The organism is Paenibacillus sp. 32O-W (assembly GCF_007679495.1).
GTDB lineage: Bacteria > Bacillota > Bacilli > Paenibacillales > NBRC-103111 > Paenibacillus_L > Paenibacillus_L residui.
This window is the reverse complement of the sequence record NZ_VEGP01000019.1, coordinates 60,780-82,226: the sequence shown is the minus strand read 5'-3', so window position 1 is coordinate 82,226 and position 21,447 is coordinate 60,780. Positions and strand designations below refer to the sequence as shown.

Genomic DNA, 21,447 nt, shown 5'->3' with positions numbered 1-21,447 from the left:
TGATTTGTTGCATAATGCAACAAATCAGCGACTTTTTCTAACAAGCGGTCTGACCCCCGGATACGCCGACATAAAGAACATCTCCGTTTGTATCCGACTCAAGTTTTGACTTTAAGCTCGATAACACGTCATCCCAAGCATGGATATGCCATTGTTTTGCTGCAGACCAACCTTCGGAATCTTTCCAACCGTTATGCTTTAACGAAACCTTTGTATTCTTCCCGTGTGCAGTGAATGTTACTTCAACGACCGTTAGCTCGTTAGGCTGATTCATGAGTTCGGCGAATTGATCCGGATCTTTCAAATCAAAAACCAAGACCTTCGGTATTTCAATCTTCAAAACCTTGCAACCTTTTGTGCTCATCGTATCTTTGTCAGCAGGGTTAAAATAAACCTCGTATTTGCCTCCAACTCTCGGCTCAATCTCAGCAGCATGTGTAAACCATTGCGCTACCCGTCCGATTCGGTCCATGTTTTCCAGACCAAATCAATATCTGATTGAATCACTACTTCTTTCTGAATGGACATGACTCTCTTCCTCTCTTTCTAAGCGTTTTTACCATTTTATTCTGATAAAAGATTTTCCCGAAATCATTCCGGATTTTGCTGACTCACCGGGTGTGTAGTCCACGCAGTAAAGGTAAAGAAGCCTATTTTTTCAAGGACTCTTTCATCCTGTAAAACGACACAACGCCCGCAGCCAAGGGCAAAAGGGATAGAATCGCTATGGCAGCCTTAGAGTCAATCATATCTGCAACGAAGCCGGCAAACAGCGCTCCAAACGCATATCCGCTGTCTCTCCAAAAGCGATATACTCCCATCGCCGATGCTCTCCAGGAAGGATCGGCCACGTCGCTAACCGTTGCCTGGAGAGTCGGATAAACCATCGCGGTTCCAAGTCCAATAACGATAGCGTCTAATAACCATGAGGTATAGCTGTGCGAAAAAGCAAAAGATAACAGGCCAAGCCCCTGCAAAGTCATTCCCGCAACGATCAGAGGTTTTCTTCCCCATTTGTCGCTCAGGGCGCCGGTAAGCAACTGAAATGTTCCCCATGATATCGGGTATGCGGCAACGATAACCCCTATCTCGCCGACCGTTAATCCTTTATCCAGCAAGAATAATGGAAATAGCCCCCATGCCACCCCGTCTTTGAAATTGGTAGCCAGCCCGGAGATGCTGCAACTCGAAAGCGTTCGCTCTTTCCAAGTCACCAACTTCATGATGATTGTCGATGAATACTCGGATTGAGCAGATTTTGTCACGTTTTGAAGCGTCAAATGTTTTTCCGTAGAATTCACGGTTAACGAAAGCAGAAATCCGACCAACGCAAACCCGAGTCCCCATAAAAACGGCTCCGGGCGCAAAGATGAAACGGATGCGATGTACCCCGTCATGGCAGCGGCAGCCGAGAGACCTAAATAGCCGGCTGCTTCATTCAGACCGATCGCAAATCCCCGCTCATTGCTTTTCACCAGGTCGATCTTCATGTTCACCGTCATGGACCAAGTCAAAGCTTGATTGATTCCCAGAAATAGATTGGCAACAATAATAACCCACCATTCATGCGCCGCAATGACCAGCAGGGGCACGATGAAACCGAAGCCCCAGCCCGCCAGCAATACTTTTTTGCGACCGAATTGCTCCGCCAACCTGCCTGCAAAGTAGTTCACGATCGCTTTTGAGAACCCGAACGATACGATAAATGACAATGCTGCGCTAGTAGAAGCAAGTCCAAACTCTTGCTCGCCAATGAGCGGCAAAATGGTTCGTTCCATTCCCACCATGGAACCGACGAACAAATTGGTGAATACAAGCATGAAAAAGTTGAATGCGTTGTTGCGAATGCCTAGTCGAGGAGTCATTTCGGTCATGGCTTATTCGTTTGAAAACCGGAGTTATATGCTCGAATCTCCTGGTATCCTGCGGGAGGTTCGGGAATATTTTCGGTCATGAAGGCAACAAATGCTTCTCTCTCCTTCAGACGCAACGCTTTATTGGATTTCTTCTCAAATCCGATGGTGGAAGAAGGTTTGCCGCTCAAGCTCCTGCCGCATACCGAACCGGAATACGCTCCGGGATACACTTCGAGTTCATCCGGCAGAACCAGAATCTTTTGAAACAAGCTTTCGTACAGCTGCATTGCGCCCGCTTTGACGTCACTCGCCAGTTCTGTCCGACCCACATCTCCAACCATGAGGGTGTGCCCCGTTACGATAAACCAAGGATCTTCACCTCGCGCTCGATCCGTTACGACAAGACTGATATGCTCGGGAGTATGACCGGGCGTATGAAGGATTCGAATCACGGTGTTCCCGGCAACGATTTCGTCCCCGTCTTCGACGGATTGAAACGAAAATGCGGTTGCCGCTGATTGATGCATGACATAAGCTGCGCCTGTCTTTTTCGCCAACTCTCGAGCACCCGAAATATGATCGGCGTGAAGATGAGTATCGATCACATAACGAATGTCCATGCCAAGACGCTTGGACTCTTCGATATAGAAATCCACAGCTTCCTCGACCGGATCCACGACAACCCCTTGCGACCGGCTGCCGCACCCGAAGAAATAGGAAATGGCCACCACCGGATCGTGATGCAAGTATTGACGAAATAACATTTCAAACGCCTCCTTTTGTGATGCAAGGTATCCGTTCTTTTATGATGGATAAGGCTTTCTTAACCGTCTCTTCAGTCGTATATCTCCCCAGACTGAATCGTACGGCTCCTCTTCCCTTCTCTTCAGGAACTTTCATGGCCGATAAAATCGGAGATAACGATGTGCTTCCCGTGTGGCATGCGGAACCCGTGGTGGCCGCGATCTCGGGCAATCGCTGAAGAATATCCTGCCCGCTGTAACCGTGAAAATTGATACTGAACGTATTCGGCAATCGATGAACGGGATGCCCGTTCAATGATATCGCGTCTTGAAAGTGATTTTTCAATTCATTCCAGAAATATTGACCGAGTGCTTTGAGATGTTCGGCAGATAAATCCTGAGCGGCCAACTCTGCTGCTTTGCCAAGCCCGGCAATATACGGAACGTTCTCGGTTCCGGCCCGCCTCCCCGATTCATGCCCGGCACCATGGATAAGCGACTCAAGAACAACACCGCTGCGGATATATAACGCTCCGATCCCCTTGGGTGCATAGAACTTATGACCCGCGACGGATAACAAGTCAACCCCGAGCTCATGTACATTAACCGGTATCTTTCCGACGGATTGGGCAGCGTCCGAATGCAAATAAATTCCGTGCTTTCGGGCGATTCGGGAAATTTCCGATATGGGCTGGATCGTTCCCACTTCGTTATTGGCATGCATGATCGAGATGAGAATGGTTTGATCGGTGATCGCCTTTTCGACATCCTCAGGAGAGACGAGACCGAATTCATCAACCTCGAGATAGGTAACTTGCGCACCTACTCTTTCAAGAAAACGACAAGCCTCCAGAACGGAAGGATGTTCAATTTTTGTTGCAATGATATGATTTCCTCGTCTTTGACGGCCAAAGAATACGCCTTTCAGCGCCTGATTATTCGCTTCGCTGGCTCCGCTTGTGAACACGATTTCTTCCGGATTGCAACCCAAAAGAAGCGCAACACTCTCCCGCGATTGATGGATGGTCTCCTGAAGCGAATGGGATGCCCAATGATTTGCAGAAGGGTTGCCGAACCGGTCAACCAGAAACGACTGGATTTCCTTCGCTACTTCTGGAGCAATGGGAGTGCTTGCGTTGTAATCCAGATAAATTCGGTTTAGTGAAGGCTTCCCGTGTGTTTTTTCCATTCATGCACCCCCTCTTCCAATCGGTAAGCGAGGAAACCTTTGTTACGCAGCTCCAAGACGGCTTGTGCCGAGTACACACAGTATGGCCCGCGACAGTAGATTACAATTTCAAGATCGCTCGGCAGTTCATTCATATGTTCAGCCAGCTCATCAATCGGAATGGAAATAGCGCCAGGAATATGATCATATTCGTACTCTTCGGAAGGCCGGACATCAACGAGAATGATTTCCCCCTGTTTATGTTTGGCCAATGCTTCTTCCAGAGAAATCGTATGAAAACCGCCGTGTGGGGGCATAAATTCTTCTTTTATCTTTTGAATGTCTGCAAGCTGCTGTTCCCCTGTTTTCCACATAGACAGCAATAGTTCGTTTACTGCCGTGTTCGCCAACTCATAATACACATAAGTTCCCCTCTTCTTGGACGTCACCAAGCGGGCTTCGGAAAGAACCTGAAGATGTTGGGAGACGTTGGCGATGGTCATATCCGTCTGCTGGGCAAGCTTTTCGACGGACTTGGCCCCCTGTGACAGCAGGTTGAGAAGTTCAAGGCGTCTCTCGCTGGATAAGCATTTTCCGATCCGCGCGAATTGTTTATAAATCGCATCTTTGAAAGGTCTTCCGTTCATGTTGTCCATCTAAAACCACCCAATATTCAAGTATTCACTTGAATACTAAAACAAATTCATTGCCCTGTCAATACATAGAAATTGCCGATTGCCAGGGTCAATAAAAAAAGCTTTCATCCCGTATGCATGGGACAAAAGCCGGTTTGGATCTATTTATTCGGGGCAGCCCACACCAGGTATACAGCTCCCAACATATGCCGCTCTACTTTCTTTATGTTCAGGTTCGTATTCTTAAGAATCTGCAAGATGTCTCGTTTAAGATGGCATCCGACCATTTTCTTGAACAACGGATCCACCATCTTTTGAATCCGGCCGACGAACCGATATGAGCTGATTCCATGTTCCATTAATAAAATCTGTCCGCCCGGCTTGCACCACTTTTGAATATTACTTAATACTCGATGTGGATCTTCATACCCGCAAAACGTCAATGTGGATACGATGGTATCAAACAAATCGTCCGGAAAGGAAAGCGATTCAACATCGGAAAGAGTGAATTCCGCTTGAATACCGCTTTCAGCAGCTGCTTCTTTTGCTCTGCTCATCATTTCCTTACTAAAATCGACTGCCGTCACTTCAACGTCCTTAGGGTAAAAATGAAAGTTGGCTCCCGCTCCTACACCAACTTCCAGAACACGTCCCTTTGCGCAACGGATCAATTTTTCACGCCACTTTTTTTCCGATTGCTTCCTTCTTCTCATTTCGTATATTTTTGCTTGTTTGTCAAACTTTCGAATTAATTTCTCAGTGCTCATGTCATACACCCTCTTAAGATTCAGGCTTTGAACATCCTTAACAGGAGATCCGCGTGAAGCAGTGGCGGTTTAGTCGTATTCTGAACTTATTGCATCTCAATTCCCTGAATCATGGCAATGTATGCGATCCATTTTCAAATCAGTCCGAGCAGCGTTCCGCCTATCGCACCTATGATAACAACAACCCAAGGCGGTATCTTCCAAAAGACGAGCATCAAGAACAGAGTCGAAACCAAGGCAAAATCAGCAGGAGCCAGAATAGCCGTCGTCCACAGCGGGTTATATAATGCAGCTAACAAGATGCCGACGACCGCTGCATTAATCCCGATCAGCGCCCCCTGTACTTTAGGGCTTTTTCGCAAGGAATTCCAGAAGGGTAGCGCGCCTATGATCAACAGAAAAGCAGGCAGAAAGATGGCCGCTGTAGCGATCATAGCTCCTTTCACTCCGTTTATCATCGCACCTAAATAACCGGCAAAGGTGAATAACGGTCCAGGCACCGCTTGCGCCGCACCGTAACCGGCTAGAAAGTCTGCCTCGCTGATCCACCCTGTCGGTACGACTTCCCGTTCAAGCAGCGGAAGAACAACGTGACCTCCGCCAAATACAAGAGAACCTGCCCTATAAAAGCTGTCGAACAAGGACAGCCAGTCCGCAACACCAAATTGTCGAAGCAGAGGCAAAGCGATCAGGAGTCCAAAGAAAAGAGACAAGCAGATGACGGCAAAGCTGCGACTGATAGGAACTGACAGGTTCGGTGCTTCAGGTATTGCCGTTTTTCTGTATAACATAAGTCCAGCTATGCCCGCGACAACAATAAGCAGGAACTGGCTGAAAGCTGTCTGCCACAAGAGGGTGGCGGACGCTGCAATAATGGCGATTGTCGCTCTATTTCGGTCAGGGGTCAGTTTTTGTCCCATGCCAAGAACGGCTTGAGCGACAATGGCTACGGCGACGATCTTAAGGCCATGGATCCATCCTGCGCTTTCAATATCAAATCCCTGCAAAAGAAAGGCGAACAGAACCAGCGCGATGACAGATGGCAGCGTAAAGCCGAGCCAAGCAGTCAGCCCGCCAAGCAAACCGGCGCGAATGACACCAATCCCGATTCCGACTTGACTGCTGGCAGGACCGGGAAGAAACTGACAAAGCGCGACCAGATCCGCATAACTCCGTTCGTCCATCCATTTGCGGCGGCGTATGTATTCGTCATGAAAATAACCGAGATGAGCGATCGGTCCTCCGAATGAAGTGAGACCGAGTTTCGTGGATACGGCTAATACTTCCAGAAGGGCCCGAGGTTTGCTTTTGGGCTCATTCTGGACAGCGACATCATTCTTTTCCACGTTCTGTAATTCCTCCTTGTCAGTTCAGAAGAATACAACACCTAAATGACAGGGTCAGCTTGACTGGTGTTTTGATGCGATTTATGATCGAACCATCAGCCTCGTATATCTCGTAAAAATCAGGTGCGTATATCTTTTTCCGCGCATAACCTTTAAGTGCCTGGTTCGTATATCTTGGCTGAAAAAATCCAAGTTATGCGAGGACAAAGCGACAAAAGCGAAGTGGGGAATCAGCGAAATCCCTTATGGGACAAGGGTTTCAAGCATTTCTGAGGGAATAAAAAATGGCTCGCATAATACGGTGTTATAAGATGTCATCGCTTTCTTTGAAATACTTGCACAATTAACCTCTCCGCTAATCAAATGTATTTATTGCTGTAATTCCATTTGTGAATGCAATAGGGTCGTCATGTTCCAATCCAAACAACGCTTCCTGAAGAGCGAAAGTCCCTTTATAAAAAAGCACCCGTTCGATCATACTCTTAACCTCAGGAAGGCGTTTTTCTATCAGTTGAAAGAAATCCACTCCGTATGACGCGAGAAGTGCGGCGTAATCTATGGCTGGATCACCGACATGAGCTGAACCAAAGTCAATAATGCCGGTTATCCTATGGCTCGATTTGTCGTACAAAATGTTCGAGGTACCGAAGTCACCATGAATAATAGATGGAATTATTGCGGCACTCTTTTCACACGCAAAAAAATCCGTGAAATGCCGATCCGTCCGACGACAAGCCTCTTCCGTCATGAAAGGATACAGTTTTTTTTAATGTGGTCGTACAGATCTCTCCATTCCTGAAAAGGGTCGTATTTATTTACAGCTAAGCAGTTGGAAAAGTGACCAAGATCAATTTGGTGCAACTCCATTAAAAAGTCGCTAAGTTGATCAGCGATTCGCTGCTTATCTGCGTAATTCTCGATCTGATTCAGTCCATCAGCGTCAAGCGGTTCACCTTCAATTCGAATATACCCCATAAAAGCATGAGTCTCTTTATTTGTATCTAAGACTCGGTAAGTAGGATATGGAACTTTTAATGAAACATATTTGGAGATAATGCTTAACAATTGGACTTCAAATTTCAGTTGCTCGATCCCCGCTGCATACCTAGGAAACCTGAAAATAATGTCCGATCCGACTTGCAAAATAACATTATTTTGTCCGGAACCTATCTCTTTTACTGGAGAAAGTGGAACATCCGGATAATGCCGCCGAATCGACCTCAGAAATGACTCGACTTTAACCACATATACCCTCCTCTCAAAGATACCTGTCATTGATTAAACTACTAAAAAGGATTTCCTTTTAATTTTCCGTTTTTTGCGCTGATTTCTTATAACGTTCAGTCATTCACGAACCCTCACTGACTTAAGGACCCGAAGGGTACGGATGCGCTGGGCGCAGTTAGTCGGTGCAGGGTTGTCGCCTGATTCCACATCTCCGAAATGCCTCTGGCGACCAAGGAACAGCCGAAGGCCGGCCCGCCGCGTGTTGCGGTGTTCTTAAGCCTTTATATAGGGTAACATAAAGCTCTTTAACACCATATATTTTTTTATATAATTCCTGTTCCACTGTTATATTCCCCTCTGCTAGTATCAGTTCAAACACTCAGTTCTCTTATACTCCGCTGTTTCTTTTTTCCATGGACGTGAAATTCCTGCAGCCGTAAATCACTTTACATCTGCTTCCCCTCATTGAATCTTGCCAGGATTATGATATACGCCTCCCACTCCGCCACTATTTCGTCATAACTTTCTCACAAAGTGTTCACCGGTATAGCCCCCTCGAGTCATACCCGTTTGACCGTGCATTCCTTATAGTAGGGGAAGGATTAAAGCTTCCATTTAAGGACGGTGATGGAAAATGTCTTTTACTCTCCTGCTGGACTTGTACGGCCTGCGGGCGTTCTTCAGTCCGGAGCTCATTGCGATTATCGTCGTGCTAACCGCTGCTTATTTGTATGCGACCCGGCGTAAACCCGGACAGCCTCCTCTTGTCACAGGCCGCCGCAAAATTTTGTTTATTCTCGGAATGATTTGCTTCTACCTCGGTTGGGGCGGGCCACTCAATGTGCTGGGGCACTTTTTGTTCGGGGCGCATATGCTGCAGATGGCCATACTGTTTCTGGCGATGCCTCCGCTGCTTCTGCTCAGCCTTCCGGTGTCCTGGTTCGAAAGGCTGCTTAAGCCACGCCCGGTGAAGAAAACCGTTTCCGTCTTGACGCAGCCGCTGTTTGCGATTCTGACCTTTAACTTCTTGTTCTCTCTTTACCATATGCCCTTTATTTTCGATCCGGTGATGTCCAACTTTACGCTGCACACCGCCGTCCATCTGCTGCTGGAGGTTACCGCCTTTATGATGTGGTGGCCCGTTGTATGCCCGATTGAAAGTATGGATCGCCTAAGCGGCTTGCAAAAAATGGGCTATATGTTCGCCAACGGAGTGCTGATTACTCCGGCCTGCGCTCTAATCATTTTTGCCGATGTGCCGCTGTACCGGTTGTATACGGAAGGAGCGGACTTGCTCTGTCTTCCGTTCGGATACGTTAGCTTCGACTCCCCGCAGACGCTTAATCTGCTGCCAATGTCGGTCCGAGAGGATCAGCAATCGGGAGGGGTCATCATGAAAGTAGTCCAGGAGATAATTTACGGATGGGTGCTGGCGTTCAACTTCTACAGATGGTACCGTGCCGAACGGGCGATGGAAGACGAGGAGCAAGAGCAATGGGGCCGTGAAGGGATGTCTCCGGAGCCCCGCTGATGGTGTTTATTTTTAAAAGCACAGGAAAACTGGGAGGAATGGAATATGAAATGGGTAAAATGGACAGGCGTTATCGTCATCGCTATGGCTCTGGCAGGCTGCGGGAGCAAGGCCGGAACCAACGGGCAGGAGGCCTCCGGCTCTTCCGTCTCCAAGGAAGAGGTTGAACAGAATGCGGTTTACAAAAGCAACTGTCTCTCCTGTCATGGAGCACAGCTTGAAGGAAACATGGGGCCCGCTCTGAGCAAAATCGGCTCCAAGCACAGCAAGGAAAACATCGTCCAAATTATCGAGGACGGCCAAGGGAGAATGCCCGGATTTAAAAACCGGCTGAAGGAAGACGAAATCGAATCGCTGGCGGTTTGGCTCGCCGACAAGAAGTAAGCTGTCCGTCTAAAAGCTGCAACAATGTAATCCAATGTGACAACAAGGGGGTCCCTATCGTGAAGCGCCGTATCCTCGCTATTCTGCTTGCATCGTTCGCCCTGCTCGTTGCAGGCTGCGGCAAGCCGCCCGACAATTCCAAACTGAACTGGCCCGTGGAGGACTTCACCTTTACAAATCAGGAGGGACAGAACTTCGGCCTTGCCGATCTGAAGGGCAAGGTTTGGATAGCCGATTTCGTATTCACTAACTGTGTTACTGTCTGTCTGCCCATGACCTCCAACCTGGCCATCCTTCAGCAGAAATTCCGCGAAGCCGGAGTGGACGCGGAGATCGTATCCTTCTCGGTCGATCCGGACCGGGATACACCGGAGGTGTTGAAGGCCTACGGCCAAAATTACGAGGCGGACTTCACCAACTGGCATTTCCTGACGGGATATACCCAAGAGGAAATCAAGAAGTTTTCGGAAGGTACGTTCCGCTCCACCGTTCAGAACGATCCTGATTCGGATCAAGTGATACATGGAACGGCCTTTTATTTGGTCAACCCGTCCGGTGTCATCGTCAGCAGATACGAAGGGGCTTACGACACACCGTTTGAGCAGATCATTAAGGATGCGAAGGCCATTCTAGCAAAGGAGAAATCCGGGAAATGAAGCGAAGTTCTGTTGTCCTCATCGCCGTGCTATTAACGTTATTGTCCGCCGGCTGCGCAACGGTTCAGAATAATGATGCCGACTCCTTGCAGCCTATTGAAGTAGAGCTCGCTCCACCGGCACAGATCAAAGCCGGGGAACAAGTAACCTTGTCCGCCAGGGTTACCCAGAACGGCCAGGATGTCGATGACGCCTGGGAAGTTTTGTTTGAAATCTGGCTCGCCGGAGAAGACGAGCATGAGATGATTAAAGGTACCAATCAGAAGGGCGGAGTCTATTCTATTGAAAAGACGTTCGATCAAACAGGCACCTATTATATCGTTTCGCACGTCACTGCCCGGAGCATGCATTCCATGCCAAAGAAACAGTTCGAAGTCATTCCTAGATGAATCTCCAATGAACCCTGACGAGACCTCTCGTTGGGGTTCTTTTTTCGGTCTCGCCGCTGGACCTTATCGACGATCTACCTTGAAAATCCATCTATTTTCATATTCTACCGATGCCGTGCAAACGGAATGGCGCATCTAACTTGAGAATCCGGCTATTTTCATTTTTTGCCCGTGCCGTGCAAGCGGTATGGTGCATCTAACTTGAGAATCCGTCTACTCTCATATCTGCCGGTGCGGAATGGCGCATCTAACTGTATTTTATGTAGGTAGTTTTATGCAGATTGCAAATAGCGGCTGAGCTAACTGGAAAAACTCCATTTAAAATAGAGGTTTTTTGTTCAAACCGCCAATTTAGCCCAAACTAGCTGCAGTTTTTCCAGTAGTTTCCGTCCATCGCCCTTAAAGTAGCAAACTAACTGGATGAAATCCATTTAGACATCCATCGTATCTGCCGGGGCACCAGCGAAACTAATGAAAAGGTGCCTCTTTTTTCAAGGCGTCATTCGCCCCAAGAAACGAACTAGCTGCGGAATCCAGATACTACATACGGCATGAATGATCTTTGAGAGTATAGTAGTCCAATATTTTGCTTAAACACCTAAAAACCGGAACTACCTGTGCGCGATATATAGCAGTGCTTAAAAAATCCGATGAAGCTTATGCTCCACCGGATTTTTGAAGGATTATTGATTGTTTTCGCTCATTGTAAAGCAAAGGGTCGCGGCGCCGACAACGCCCACATCGTCGCCGAGGCTTGCGGGCACGATTCGAAAGGTGTCGCGGTACGGCTCCATGACGAGGCTGACCGTCTTACGACGCACGGGGCTGAACAAGTCGTCTCCGACCCGGCTGACTCCACCGCCAATGACGATGCAGTCCGGATTGAAGGTATGCACAACATTCATTAGTCCCAGCGCTATATAATGCGTAACCTCGTCCACCGTTTGGCGGGCCGTTCCATCCCCTTGCCGGGCGGCTTCGAACAGATGCTTGGCGCTGATCGGTATTCCTTCTTGAGCGGCCAAATTCGTCATCAGCGACGCTTCCCGTGCCGCCGCTTCCTCGGCGATCCGGGCAATGGACGTACCGGAGGCGTAGGCTTCCCAGCAGCCGGGCCGGCCGCAGCTGCAGACCGGGCCGTCCACTCCGATCATCGTATGGCCGAGCTCGGCGGCAATCCCGTTGCTGCCGAGCAGCAGCTTGCCGTCCAGCACGATTCCGGAGCCGATGCCGGTGCTGATCGTAATATAAACCATCGTCTTCGAGCCTTGGCCGGCACCGGCATAATATTCGCCCCATGCCGCCGCGTTCGCGTCGTTGACGACTTGAACGGGAATACCCAGCCTCCGCTTCATTTCCTCACGCAGCGGAATTCCGGCCCAGCCCGGCAGGTTGGTTCCGTTCAGAATGATTCCCCGTTCCGTATCCACCGCACCCGGAGAAGCTACTCCGACGCCTGCAACAGGCAGATCGCCGCGTACTTCTTCAACGGAACGGACGAGACAATCGATCACTTCCTCCGCCGTCTTCAGCTCGGCGGTTTGGAACCGTGTCCGCCGCAGCACTTGGCCGCTTTGATCCAACAGCGCCGTCGCTATTTTGGTGCCGCCGAGATCGACCCCGACAACATACTGCGTATTTTGCTCCATTTCCTATTCCTCATTATCTTCTGATCTATTCGCTCAGTTGCTTAAGATCTCTTATTATGGTTTCTATTACCCCGGGATCTATCGGGTGAGCAAAGCTTCGGTTAACGCGGGCCGCGGAGCCGAAATGAACCTCCGTCACACCCGTCGCAGGAACCAGAGTCTTCAACGATTCCGGAGTCATCCCGTAACCCGCCATGATATTTACCGAAGTATTCTTCGACCGGTCCACCAGCTTCTTCAACTGCTCCGCCGATTGCGGCGCCGGAGCCTGTCCGCCGGCGGTCAGAATGCGCCGGATTTGCGGAAACTGCGCGATCGTCTCCAGAGCCTCCAGTTGTTCTTCTACCTCTATATCGTCGAAAGCACGGTGGAAAGTGACATCCAGACCTTCCGCTTCTTCCAACAGATAAGAGATTGCTTCCGTATCCACTTTCCTCTCCTCGGTAAGCGCCCCGATGACGATTCCTGCCGCACCTGCTTTCTTGATGTGGCGGATATCTGCGGCCATTACGGCCAGGTCGTGCTTATCATAATGAAAGGAGCGGCTGTGGGGGCGGACAATGACGTTGACCGGAATTTGCACCGCGCCGACGACCGCTTCAATCAGCCCGAGGCTCGGGGTCAGTCCCGTTTCGGTCATGGCTGAACACAGCTCAAGACGGTTAGCTCCACTGCGCTCGGCAGTGACGGCATCTTCCAGGCTGGTACTAATGATTTCCAGAAGCATTCTAGACTCCTCCTAGTAAGAATCATTTTCATAATGATGGTTAAAAGCAGATACTGCGATAAATCAAGCCTTCGGCTGCCTGGCTGCCTCCACCCGGGAGGCAACGAAATCGGCCAGCAGGCGGGCGCCATATCCGGTAGCCCCTGCAGTATAATAGCCATTGGCCGACGCGACCTGTACGGTGTTCGCCATATCGATGTGCACCCAACGGGAGGCTTTATCCACGAAGCGACGCAGGAATAAGGCGGCTACGATAGCCCCTCCGTACGGGGAATGGCTGATATTGTTCATATCTGCATAATCGCTGTGAAGCTGTTCTTCGTATTCGTCGATCAGCGGCATCGGCCAGATGCGGTCGCCGTTCTTCTCGCCAATGGCGGCAAGAGTCTCGATGAACGGCCGGTCGCCCCAGGCTCCCGCCATTTTCAAGCCGAGCGCTTGGCCGACATTGCCGGTGAGCGTGGCGATGTCCACGATCTCCCTGGCGCCGAGCCGGCCGGCATGGAGCAGAGCGTCCGCCAGTACAAGCCGGCCTTCCGCATCCGTGTTCCCGACCTGCACCGTGATTCCGTTAGGATAGGTGATCACGGTCGACGGAACGAATGCGCGGGCATCCGGCATATTATCGGCGGTCGCAATCAAGGCGGTCACGTTCGCCTGAATCCCGGAGCGGCTGATCATGTCCATCGCCCCCAGGACCGCGCAGGCGCCGCCCATATCGAAGCGGGCGTCACTGAGGTCCCGTCCGGACTTGATATTCATGCCGCCCATGTCGAACGTGATGCCTTTGCCGACGAGCGCGATCAAGGGCAGCTGCGGATCGGTCGCGTAGGACAGCTCAATCAGCGCCGGCTTATAGCGGCTTCCCAGCCCTACGGTCAACAGGCCGTTCATCTGCAGCCGCTCCAGCTCTTCGTCGCGGTAAATGCGCACTCCTACCGGAAGCTCCGCAAAATGCTCCATAACCCGCTCCACGAGCGATTCCGGGTGGAGTACATTCGGCGGCTCGTTGCATAGGTCGCGGGCCAGCATCGTTCCTTCCGCACGGATGGAGGCCTGCTTCAGAGCCGGCTCCAGATCCTGAGCGGTGCAGGCTCCTGCAGGAAGGATGAGATGCAGATGCTCCACCGAGCGGGACGACTTGTTGGATTTATACAGATCAAACGTGTAAGAGCCCAGCCGCCATCCTTCAGCCCAAGCAGCGACTAAATCTTCCACAGTCATGCTCCATGCCGCGCTGGTCGACACAGCGGGGATGGAACCTTCCGTCCCGTTGGCCGACCCAGTCTCAGCGGAGTTCAACTCTGCCGAACCGCCTGCCTGCCCAGCAGGCGCCGAGAAGGCGGAGAACCGCTCCGCCAGACGATCCAGCCGGACAGCGACCGTCTTGAAGCCTTCCTTGCTGATCGCTCTCACCGCATTGCCCGCCGCTTCCCGAATCCGCTCGGCGGAGATTCCTTCATCCGGACCCAGACCGATGATCAAATCATGAGGCTGCTGATCCCGGCTGTACAGCCAAGTGACCGCTCCGCGCTTTCTGGCATGCGGTCTGAGCTTCACTCCAGGGACCGGATCCCCGTCCGATTCCCGGCACAGATGAACGATTACTTCCGCGGACTGCTCGTTTCCGACCGTTATTTTCATCATTCGTTCCCCTTTTCATATAAGTGGCAGGCCACATAATGATTGGGTGCCACTTCCTTGAATTCAGGCACTTTCGTTTTGCACATTTCCATACAGGAAGGACAGCGCGTATGGAACCGGCAGCCGGATGGCGGATCGACCGGACTGGGCAGATCGCCCTTCAGCACGATCCTTTCCCGCTTCAGGCGGGGATCGGGTACCGGCACTGACGAAAACAACGCCTGAGTATAAGGATGTAGAGGCTTATCGTATAAAGTCTCCTTATCCGCCACCTCCACCATGGAACCGAGATACATGACGCCGATCCGGTCGCTAATATGCTCGACTACACTCAGGTCGTGAGAGATGAACAAATAAGTCAGCGCGAATTCTTCCTGCAAATCTTGCAGCAGGTTAAGCACCTGCGATTGAATCGAGACGTCCAAGGCGGACACCGGCTCATCCGCTACAATCAGGCTCGGCTTAACCGCGAGCGCCCGGGCGATTCCCACCCGCTGACGCTGCCCTCCGCTGAATTCGTGCGGGTAGCGTTCCCCGTGGAAGGAGTTGAGTCCGACCACCTCCAGCAGCTTGTGGACTTCCTTCTCACGTTCCGCCGCGGACATCGATTCATGGATTAGCAGTGGTTCCCCGACGATATCCTTGATTTTCATTCGCGGATTAAGCGATGCATACGGATCCTGAAAAACCATCTGCATTTGCTTGCGCAGCGGTCTCATCTGATTCGCGTTCAGCTTGCTGATTTCCTGCCCGTTGAACCAAATTTCGCCTTCACTTGGGGTCAACAGATTAGTTATCAAGCGTCCGGTGGTCGATTTCCCGCAGCCGCTTTCGCCGACGATGCTGAACGTTTCTCCTTTTTGTATGGTAAAAGAGACGTCATTAACGGCGCGCAAATAAGCTTTTTTCCCGAACAAGCCTCTCTTAACCGGAAAAACTTTGTGTAAATGCTTCACTTCCACCAAAGGCTTCGACACTTTATTTCTCCCCCTTCGCCGCGTCATCATAAAGCCAGCATCTGCAGCTTCGCCCTGCGTTTACTAACAGCTCCGGCTCCTTCTCGTGACAAATCGCCATCGCTTCCGCACAGCGGGGAGCAAATTTACAGCCCCTGGGCATATTCGTCAGGTCCGGCACATTGCCGGGAATCGACTCGAGCCGTTTAACCGGCTGACGCAGCTTCGGTACGGAGCGGATCAGTCCTTTGGTATAGGGATGCTGAGGATGATCGAAAATATCCAGCACATCGCCTTCCTCCACCACTCTTCCGGCGTACATGACGACAACGCGATCGCACATTTCGGCAACGACCCCCAGATCATGGGTGATCAGCAGAATGGACATGTTGTTGTCGGCCTTCAGCTTTTTCATAAGCTCGAGAATCTGCGCCTGGATGGTCACATCGAGCGCTGTCGTCGGCTCGTCTGCGATCAGAAGCTGCGGATGGCAGGACATCGCCATAGCTATCATAACACGCTGGCGCATACCGCCGGACAATTGATGCGGATATTCGTGTATAATTTCAGCAGCCCTCGGAATTCCTACCAGATCCAGCATATGAATGGCGTGCTGGCGAGCTTGTTTTTTATCATATTTAAGGTGAAGCATGATCGCTTCTTCCAATTGCCTGCCGATTTTCAATACCGGATTCAGCGAGGTCATAGGCTCCTGGAAAATCATCGCTATGTCCTTGCCGCGGATTTTGCGCATCTCATTCTCTGGCAAATTGACCAGATCCCGATCACCGAAATGAACGGTCCCCCCGACGATCTTGCCGGGAGTGTTCTTGAGCAGCCTCATTATCGACAAGGAGGTGACGCTTTTGCCGCAGCCGGATTCGCCCACAAGACCGAGAACTTCACCCTTGTTCACATGGAGATCTACCCCGTCAACGGCATTGACTTTCCCTTGTTCTCTCGTAAACTGTGTCCGGAGACCTTTCACATCTAGCAATTTTTGAGCCATGCGCGTTACTCCTATCTAATTCTTAATCTTAGGATCCAAGGCGTCTCTCAAGCCGTCTCCTAATATATTAAAGGCCAATACGGTCAAAAAGATGGCGGCTCCCGGAAAATAAACTACATGAGGAGCAATTCCCAAATAATCGCGGCCCATGCTCAGCATAGCGCCCCAATCCGGATCGGACGGCTTGGCCCCGAGTCCTAGGAAGCTCAGACCGGATGCGGCCAGTATCGTGGTTCCGATTCTCATGGTGAAATAAACAATGAGACTTGGAACCGTCTCCGGGAAAATATGCCTCGCGATAATTCGCCGGTCCTTCGCCCCAATCGATTTGGCCGCCTCAACGAACAACGTCGACTTCGTCTCCAGCGTTGCGCTGCGAATGATTCTGGCGAACGAGGGGACCCCGAAGATGGCAACGGCAATAACAACGTTAATCAAGCCCGGGCCGATAATCGCGACAATCCCGATAGCCAGCAGCAAATCCGGAAACGAGAACATGACATCGCTCCCCCGCATAATGAGCCTGTCCAGCCAGCCGCCGTAATAGCCGCTGATCAGTCCAAGCACCGTGCCGATGACCGCGCCGATGAGCACCGCGCTGATCCCTACGGAAAGGGACAATCGGGTTCCGGCCAGAATCCGGCTGAAAATATCCCGGCCGTATTCATCCGTCCCGGCCCAATGCTCCCATGACGGGCCGGACAAAATGTTCTCGTAGTCAGGCTCGGCCGGATCATACGGAGCGATATGTGGTCCAATAATAGCTATGACAATAAGCAAAATAATAAAAACGCCGGCCGCGAAAGCAAGACGCTGCCTTTTCATTTTGTTCCAGAAATCACGGATTGGTCCGCTTTTCGCAACGGGAGCGGCTTCACCGGCCGGCTGCATGGTTACTTCATTTGAATTCACGGTGACCCTCCTCAACTCTGATCCGACAGACGAATTTTGGGATTAAGAACGCCATAGAGCACATCCACGAGCAAGTTGACCAGGATGAACTGGACTGCGAACAGAAGAAGCTCCGCCTGAATAACCGTGTAATCGCGGAAGGAGATCGAATCGATCAGCAGCCGGCCGAGGCCAGGGATACTGAATACGGTCTCGACAATGACCGATCCGCCCAATAAGAAACCGAACTGCAATCCCGCTATGGTCACCACGGGAATCATTGAATTTTTGATGGCATGATCCTTGATAATCGTGCTTTCCTTCAACCCTTTGGCACGCCCTGTCCGGATGTAATCCTGTTTAAGCGATTCCAGCATGGACGCTCTGGTGAATCTCGCAAGCATAGACATAATCCCCGCTCCCAAAGTAATAGAAGGGAGAACATAGCTGGACCAGGATTCCGTTCCTCCGGTCGGGAACCATCCCAATTGAACGGAGAAGATCTGAATCAACAGCAGCCCCAGCCAAAAAGGAGGAATCGAAATGCCCGATACCGCCGTCAGCATGCTTAAATAATCCGGCCATTTGTTACGATTGACCGCCGATATAATTCCAATGATCAGTCCAATGATCAAAGCCCAGGCCATACTGAACAAAGTAAGCCAGACGGTGGGCATCAGCCGCGACAGAATGATTTCGGTCACGGGTTGTCCCGTTTTCAGCGAGGTGCCTAGATCCCCCTGAAACAGCTTGGTCATATAAATAACGTATTGCTCCCAAAGCGGCTTATCCAGGCCAAGCTCGGCACGGATCATATTGATTTCGTCCAGAGTGGCTTCCTTGCCGGCAACCATTCGTGCCGGATCACCGGGAATCAAGTGAATAAAGAAAAAAACCAGCACAGAAACGATCAATAGGATCGGAATCACGCCAAGCAACCGTTTCAACACAAATTTGGCCAAAACCTTCCAAACCTCCCAGCATTATGTCCGGTCCTAAGTCCTTGCCTCAGCCGTGGCCAAAGCATATCGAGCGCTGGGATTCCCAGATGCTCCGCACCGAACGTTAAGTTCCTGTCATTTAGTAACGATGCTGTGTTAAGCTCGGGTGACGGCTCAACACAGCATCATGTAGGTCATTACTTCTTGATTTCGGCATCCCGGACATTGATGGAACCGTCAGGGTATACGTGGATGCCTTCGATATAGTTTTTCTTACCGGAGACCGTATCGTCCACAACGAGGAAGATCCACGGTACATCCTTGAAGATTTGAGCTTGAATATCGGAATAGTACTTCTTCTGCTCTTCCGGATCGGACAGCTGGTTCGCCGTAGCGATCATCTCGTCCACTTGGTCGTTTTTGTAATAGGCGGTGTTAGCTCCGTTCGGAGGGAACATTTCACTCGCGAACAAAGGACGGATAGCAGCATCCGCATCCGCCGAAGACGGAGACCAGCTTACATACCACATTTGAACCTTGGCTTCTTCCGGAGAATTCGCGGAATTGATTTCTTGAGACAGCGTGCCTTCCTCCATCGGCTTCACATCGAGCTCGATGCCGATAGCGGCCAATTGCTGTTGAATAAACTGCATTCCTTTAATCGTTTCGGAATCGGTGTTGCCCCAGATTTCGGCTTTGAAACCGTCAGCGTAGCCCGCTTCTTTCAGAAGCTCCTTCGCTTTTTCCAGATTGAAATCATACACACCTTGCTGGGCATAGTGTTGGGTTTTCTGGGCCATAGCCGAATCCAGCTTCTCGGCAAATCCTTGCTTGACTACTTTAATGAAAGCATCTTTGTTGATTGCATAGTTCATTGCTTGACGAACACGAACATCGTCGAAAGGCTTCTTCGTCGTGTTGATGGAAATGTAGCGGGCGATCGTCGAAGGGTTCTTCTCTACGACAATGCCGTCCTTGCCGTCAATGTGCTCAACTTGTTCCGTAGGCAGCGGATAGACGAAATCGGCTTCTCCTGTTTTCAGCATGGCCACGCGGGAACCGTTCTCCGGCACTGGCTTGAACGTAATGCTGTCCACCTTCGGCAGACCTTCTTCCCAGTAATCCGGATTTTTCTCGATAGTCAGATGATTCCCCTGCATCCATTCCTTGAATTTGAAAGGACCGGTTCCGACTGGATTCTGTCCGATATCTTTACCATACTTCTCTAGAGCATCGGGGCTGATAATCATCAGCATCGCCAGTTTGTTCAACATGGCGGAATAAGGCTTGGTCAATGTAAGCTTGACCGTTTTCTCATCAACAACTTCGGTATGATCCACTACGGCAAAGCTTTTGGACATCCGCAAATTGCTGTCTTTCAGGCGGTCCAGATTGATTTTGACCGCTTCGGCGTTGAATGGTGTGCCATCATGGAACTTGATATTCTCTTTCAGCTTGAACACATACTCTTTACCGTCTTCGCTTACTTCATAGCTTTCGGCCAATACCGGCACGACCTTCATATCCTGGTCAAAGCCTAGCAGACCTTGGTACATGGTACGGTATCCGCTAATCGAAAGAGTATCTGCGGCATTATGCGGATCCAGTGTAATGAAGTTGGCGTTAACCGCTATCGTTACGCTATTGCCTTCTTTCTTGGCTAACGGTTGGTTTTCGCCGCCTCCCTGGTGGGTTTCCTGAGGCTTGCTGGAACAGCCGGCAAATATAAATACAGCCATAACAACAGCCATTAAGCTTAGGAAATATTTCCTCATTTCTGTGTTCCTCTCCCTTTTTAAAATATATACTTCTCGCCATCGGTTAATGGCTGGATGAAGTCGCTGACGCGGTGTTTCTCTATTAAGAAAATTCGGCAATCACATGCTGTTGGACACCCAACTTAGCCTGAGCCCGGCCGTTATTTTCCCTCCAGAGTAAAGACGGCCTTTCTCTCACCGACAATGACTTGATTGTCGTTCTTGATCTGTTTGGGCGACAGGGCGTATAAACGCTCGATCGTCTCCCGGTTGTCATAACCGATTTGCTCCAGAATCGAAGCAACGATGTTCGGCCATACAAGCTCGGACCCATCCAGTACTTTCAGAGCGAAGCTCATGCGCTCCTTCTTGAGGCCGAAGCCGTAGACTCCTTTGGCTCCCCCTTTGGCCACGATGTTAGGATCCGCCAGAAGGACGGAGCAAATAAAGTCATGGCTCGCGACCATTTCCGGATGAGCATTCATGTATCCGGCGATTTTCACGGCCGCTTCCCTTGTCCCCGGATTTTCGATCAAATCCGGACAGGCGAGCTTCAGATATGCTCTCGCGATATGCTGAAGCGGCAGCGCGTAAACCGGGAAGCCGCATCCATCCACCCCGATTTGAATATCTTCCTTGGGGTAGTCGGCCATTTCGGCCATCGCGGCCAGGCTTAGCTGCTGCACCGGGTGATCCGGCTCCCAATAGCGGTCCATATCATGTCCGAGCAGCTTGGCCAGGGCGAGGAAGCCGCTATGCTTGCCCGAGCAATTGTGATAGAGCTTGCGCTTCTCCCCGTGCTCCCTGTGGTACGCGGCTTTCGGTTCCTCATTCAGCGGGTAGGTCGGGCAGCACAGAATTTGCTCTTCGGCGACGCCTGTTTTTCGCAGAATGGATTCCAGCGCTTCAATATGATACTTCTCCCCCCGCTGGGAGGCGGCAAAAAGCGCCGCTTCCTTAGGCGTCAAGCCAAATTTCTCCACAACCCCGTGTTGAATGACCGGGATGGCCTGGAAAGGCTTCGCGGCCGAGCGCATGAAGGTGATATGATTCTCGTTGCCTACCGAATAGACGACCTTTCCTTCTTCATTGATCCCGCACAGGACGCCCATATGGACATTTTCCAGAATACCTCCGCGGTATTCCTCGACCAATACTTCGTAGTTCATCG

At 50.7% G+C, this 21,447-nt stretch carries 22 protein-coding genes; 4 read left to right on the top strand and 18 right to left on the bottom strand.

The genetic code is table 11. The annotated features are described in order from the left end of the window. Positions 1-37: 37 nt before the first annotated feature. The 9 genes from FS806_RS10100 to FS806_RS10060 all read right to left on the bottom strand — a co-directional run bounded on the left by FS806_RS10100 (position 38) and on the right by FS806_RS10060 (position 7,760). Positions 38-472: an SRPBCC family protein gene (locus FS806_RS10100; protein WP_225312755.1), complete on the bottom strand. Its 435-nt coding sequence runs from the start codon at positions 470-472 to the stop codon at positions 38-40. A gap of 178 nt (positions 473-650) precedes the next feature. Further along, complete coding sequence (locus FS806_RS10095; protein ID WP_370451781.1) at positions 651-1,865, bottom strand: MFS transporter; 1,215 nt, start codon at positions 1,863-1,865, stop codon at positions 651-653. Between the two features lie 5 nt (positions 1,866-1,870). Next, positions 1,871-2,620, bottom strand: a complete 750-nt coding sequence (locus FS806_RS10090; protein ID WP_062494119.1) for an MBL fold metallo-hydrolase — start codon at positions 2,618-2,620, stop codon at positions 1,871-1,873. A 1-nt stretch (position 2,621) separates the two neighbouring features. Continuing rightward, positions 2,622-3,788, bottom strand: coding sequence for a cysteine desulfurase family protein (locus FS806_RS10085; protein ID WP_062494121.1), 1,167 nt, complete (start codon positions 3,786-3,788; stop codon positions 2,622-2,624). Further along, positions 3,758-4,414, bottom strand: a complete 657-nt coding sequence (locus tag FS806_RS10080; RefSeq protein WP_027093267.1) for a metalloregulator ArsR/SmtB family transcription factor — start codon at positions 4,412-4,414, stop codon at positions 3,758-3,760. The genes FS806_RS10085 and FS806_RS10080 overlap by 31 nt, the downstream gene beginning before the upstream one ends. 149 nt (positions 4,415-4,563) lie before the next feature. Next, the gene (locus FS806_RS10075; protein WP_062494123.1) at positions 4,564-5,169 is read right to left on the bottom strand and encodes a class I SAM-dependent methyltransferase; all 606 of its coding nucleotides are present in this window, start codon (positions 5,167-5,169) and stop codon (positions 4,564-4,566) included. Between the two features lie 134 nt (positions 5,170-5,303). Further along, the gene (locus tag FS806_RS10070; RefSeq protein ID WP_127607618.1) at positions 5,304-6,515 is read right to left on the bottom strand and encodes a chromate transporter; all 1,212 of its coding nucleotides are present in this window, start codon (positions 6,513-6,515) and stop codon (positions 5,304-5,306) included. A gap of 355 nt (positions 6,516-6,870) precedes the next feature. Further along, positions 6,871-7,263 carry a phosphotransferase family protein gene (locus FS806_RS10065; RefSeq protein WP_144935344.1) on the bottom strand — a complete coding sequence of 131 codons (393 nt, stop codon included), beginning with the start codon at positions 7,261-7,263 and terminating at the stop codon, positions 6,871-6,873. Beyond that, positions 7,260-7,760: a phosphotransferase family protein gene (locus FS806_RS10060; RefSeq protein WP_144935341.1), complete on the bottom strand. Its 501-nt coding sequence runs from the start codon at positions 7,758-7,760 to the stop codon at positions 7,260-7,262. The genes FS806_RS10065 and FS806_RS10060 overlap by 4 nt, the downstream gene beginning before the upstream one ends. A gap of 616 nt (positions 7,761-8,376) precedes the next feature. Between FS806_RS10060 and ctaG the strand changes: the two genes are divergently transcribed. Genes ctaG through FS806_RS10040 form a run of 4 tightly spaced genes read left to right on the top strand, consistent with a single transcriptional unit; the run spans position 8,377 to position 10,702 of the window. Beyond that, positions 8,377-9,273, top strand: a complete 897-nt coding sequence (gene ctaG, locus FS806_RS10055) for a cytochrome c oxidase assembly factor CtaG (protein ID WP_144935338.1) — start codon at positions 8,377-8,379, stop codon at positions 9,271-9,273. Positions 9,274-9,318: 45 nt separating this feature from the next. Beyond that, on the top strand, positions 9,319-9,657 hold the full coding sequence (locus tag FS806_RS10050; RefSeq protein ID WP_144935335.1) for a c-type cytochrome: 339 nt from the start codon (positions 9,319-9,321) through the stop codon (positions 9,655-9,657). 59 nt (positions 9,658-9,716) lie between these two features. Further along, positions 9,717-10,313, top strand: coding sequence for an SCO family protein (locus tag FS806_RS10045; RefSeq protein ID WP_144935332.1), 597 nt, complete (start codon positions 9,717-9,719; stop codon positions 10,311-10,313). Continuing rightward, complete coding sequence (locus FS806_RS10040; RefSeq protein WP_144935329.1) at positions 10,310-10,702, top strand: FixH family protein; 393 nt, start codon at positions 10,310-10,312, stop codon at positions 10,700-10,702. The genes FS806_RS10045 and FS806_RS10040 overlap by 4 nt, the downstream gene beginning before the upstream one ends. Before the next feature lie 683 nt (positions 10,703-11,385). Here the strand turns inward: FS806_RS10040 and FS806_RS10035 are convergent. From FS806_RS10035 to FS806_RS09995, 9 genes are all read right to left on the bottom strand, one after another. Continuing rightward, positions 11,386-12,351: an ROK family protein gene (locus FS806_RS10035; protein WP_144935326.1), complete on the bottom strand. Its 966-nt coding sequence runs from the start codon at positions 12,349-12,351 to the stop codon at positions 11,386-11,388. 25 nt (positions 12,352-12,376) lie between these two features. Next, positions 12,377-13,078: a copper homeostasis protein CutC gene (locus tag FS806_RS10030; protein WP_144935323.1), complete on the bottom strand. Its 702-nt coding sequence runs from the start codon at positions 13,076-13,078 to the stop codon at positions 12,377-12,379. Between the two features lie 63 nt (positions 13,079-13,141). Beyond that, a complete protein-coding gene (locus FS806_RS10025) occupies positions 13,142-14,725 on the bottom strand; it encodes a leucyl aminopeptidase family protein (RefSeq protein ID WP_260982051.1) in 1,584 nt (527 codons plus the stop codon). Next, positions 14,722-15,699 carry an ABC transporter ATP-binding protein gene (locus FS806_RS10020; RefSeq protein ID WP_313960578.1) on the bottom strand — a complete coding sequence of 326 codons (978 nt, stop codon included), beginning with the start codon at positions 15,697-15,699 and terminating at the stop codon, positions 14,722-14,724. The genes FS806_RS10025 and FS806_RS10020 overlap by 4 nt, the downstream gene beginning before the upstream one ends. 1 nt (position 15,700) lies before the next feature. Further along, the gene (locus FS806_RS10015; RefSeq protein ID WP_144935315.1) at positions 15,701-16,687 is read right to left on the bottom strand and encodes an ABC transporter ATP-binding protein; all 987 of its coding nucleotides are present in this window, start codon (positions 16,685-16,687) and stop codon (positions 15,701-15,703) included. Between the two features lie 15 nt (positions 16,688-16,702). Next, positions 16,703-17,578 carry an ABC transporter permease subunit gene (locus tag FS806_RS10010; RefSeq protein WP_144935366.1) on the bottom strand — a complete coding sequence of 292 codons (876 nt, stop codon included), beginning with the start codon at positions 17,576-17,578 and terminating at the stop codon, positions 16,703-16,705. A gap of 32 nt (positions 17,579-17,610) precedes the next feature. Beyond that, the gene (gene nikB / locus FS806_RS10005; RefSeq protein ID WP_144935312.1) at positions 17,611-18,540 is read right to left on the bottom strand and encodes a nickel ABC transporter permease; all 930 of its coding nucleotides are present in this window, start codon (positions 18,538-18,540) and stop codon (positions 17,611-17,613) included. Between the two features lie 176 nt (positions 18,541-18,716). After that, the gene (locus FS806_RS10000; protein ID WP_144935309.1) at positions 18,717-20,294 is read right to left on the bottom strand and encodes a glutathione ABC transporter substrate-binding protein; all 1,578 of its coding nucleotides are present in this window, start codon (positions 20,292-20,294) and stop codon (positions 18,717-18,719) included. A 143-nt stretch (positions 20,295-20,437) separates the two neighbouring features. Then, positions 20,438-21,445, bottom strand: coding sequence for an asparaginase (locus tag FS806_RS09995; RefSeq protein ID WP_144935306.1), 1,008 nt, complete (start codon positions 21,443-21,445; stop codon positions 20,438-20,440). Positions 21,446-21,447 lie beyond the last annotated feature (2 nt).

Bases quoted from the DNA above. Each gene is read 5' to 3' on its own strand.
- FS806_RS10100 (WP_225312755.1), bottom strand. From the start codon at position 472: ATGGACCGAATCGGACGGGTAGCGCAATGGTTTACACATGCTGCTGAG.
- FS806_RS10095 (WP_370451781.1), bottom strand. From the start codon at position 1,865: ATGACTCCTCGACTAGGCATTCGCAACAACGCATTCAACTTTTTCATG.
- FS806_RS10090 (WP_062494119.1), bottom strand. From the start codon at position 2,620: ATGTTATTTCGTCAATACTTGCATCACGATCCGGTGGTGGCCATTTCC.
- FS806_RS10085 (WP_062494121.1), bottom strand. From the start codon at position 3,788: ATGGAAAAAACACACGGGAAGCCTTCACTAAACCGAATTTATCTGGAT.
- FS806_RS10080 (WP_027093267.1), bottom strand. From the start codon at position 4,414: ATGAACGGAAGACCTTTCAAAGATGCGATTTATAAACAATTCGCGCGG.
- FS806_RS10075 (WP_062494123.1), bottom strand. From the start codon at position 5,169: ATGAGCACTGAGAAATTAATTCGAAAGTTTGACAAACAAGCAAAAATA.
- FS806_RS10065 (WP_144935344.1), bottom strand. From the start codon at position 7,263: ATGACGGAAGAGGCTTGTCGTCGGACGGATCGGCATTTCACGGATTTT.
- ctaG (WP_144935338.1), top strand. From the start codon at position 8,377: ATGTCTTTTACTCTCCTGCTGGACTTGTACGGCCTGCGGGCGTTCTTC.
- FS806_RS10050 (WP_144935335.1), top strand. From the start codon at position 9,319: ATGAAATGGGTAAAATGGACAGGCGTTATCGTCATCGCTATGGCTCTG.
- FS806_RS10040 (WP_144935329.1), top strand. From the start codon at position 10,310: ATGAAGCGAAGTTCTGTTGTCCTCATCGCCGTGCTATTAACGTTATTG.
- FS806_RS10035 (WP_144935326.1), bottom strand. From the start codon at position 12,351: ATGGAGCAAAATACGCAGTATGTTGTCGGGGTCGATCTCGGCGGCACC.
- FS806_RS10030 (WP_144935323.1), bottom strand. From the start codon at position 13,078: ATGCTTCTGGAAATCATTAGTACCAGCCTGGAAGATGCCGTCACTGCC.
- FS806_RS10025 (WP_260982051.1), bottom strand. From the start codon at position 14,725: ATGATGAAAATAACGGTCGGAAACGAGCAGTCCGCGGAAGTAATCGTT.
- FS806_RS10015 (WP_144935315.1), bottom strand. From the start codon at position 16,687: ATGGCTCAAAAATTGCTAGATGTGAAAGGTCTCCGGACACAGTTTACG.
- FS806_RS10010 (WP_144935366.1), bottom strand. From the start codon at position 17,578: ATGCAGCCGGCCGGTGAAGCCGCTCCCGTTGCGAAAAGCGGACCAATC.
- FS806_RS10000 (WP_144935309.1), bottom strand. From the start codon at position 20,294: ATGAGGAAATATTTCCTAAGCTTAATGGCTGTTGTTATGGCTGTATTT.
- FS806_RS09995 (WP_144935306.1), bottom strand. From the start codon at position 21,445: ATGAACTACGAAGTATTGGTCGAGGAATACCGCGGAGGTATTCTGGAA.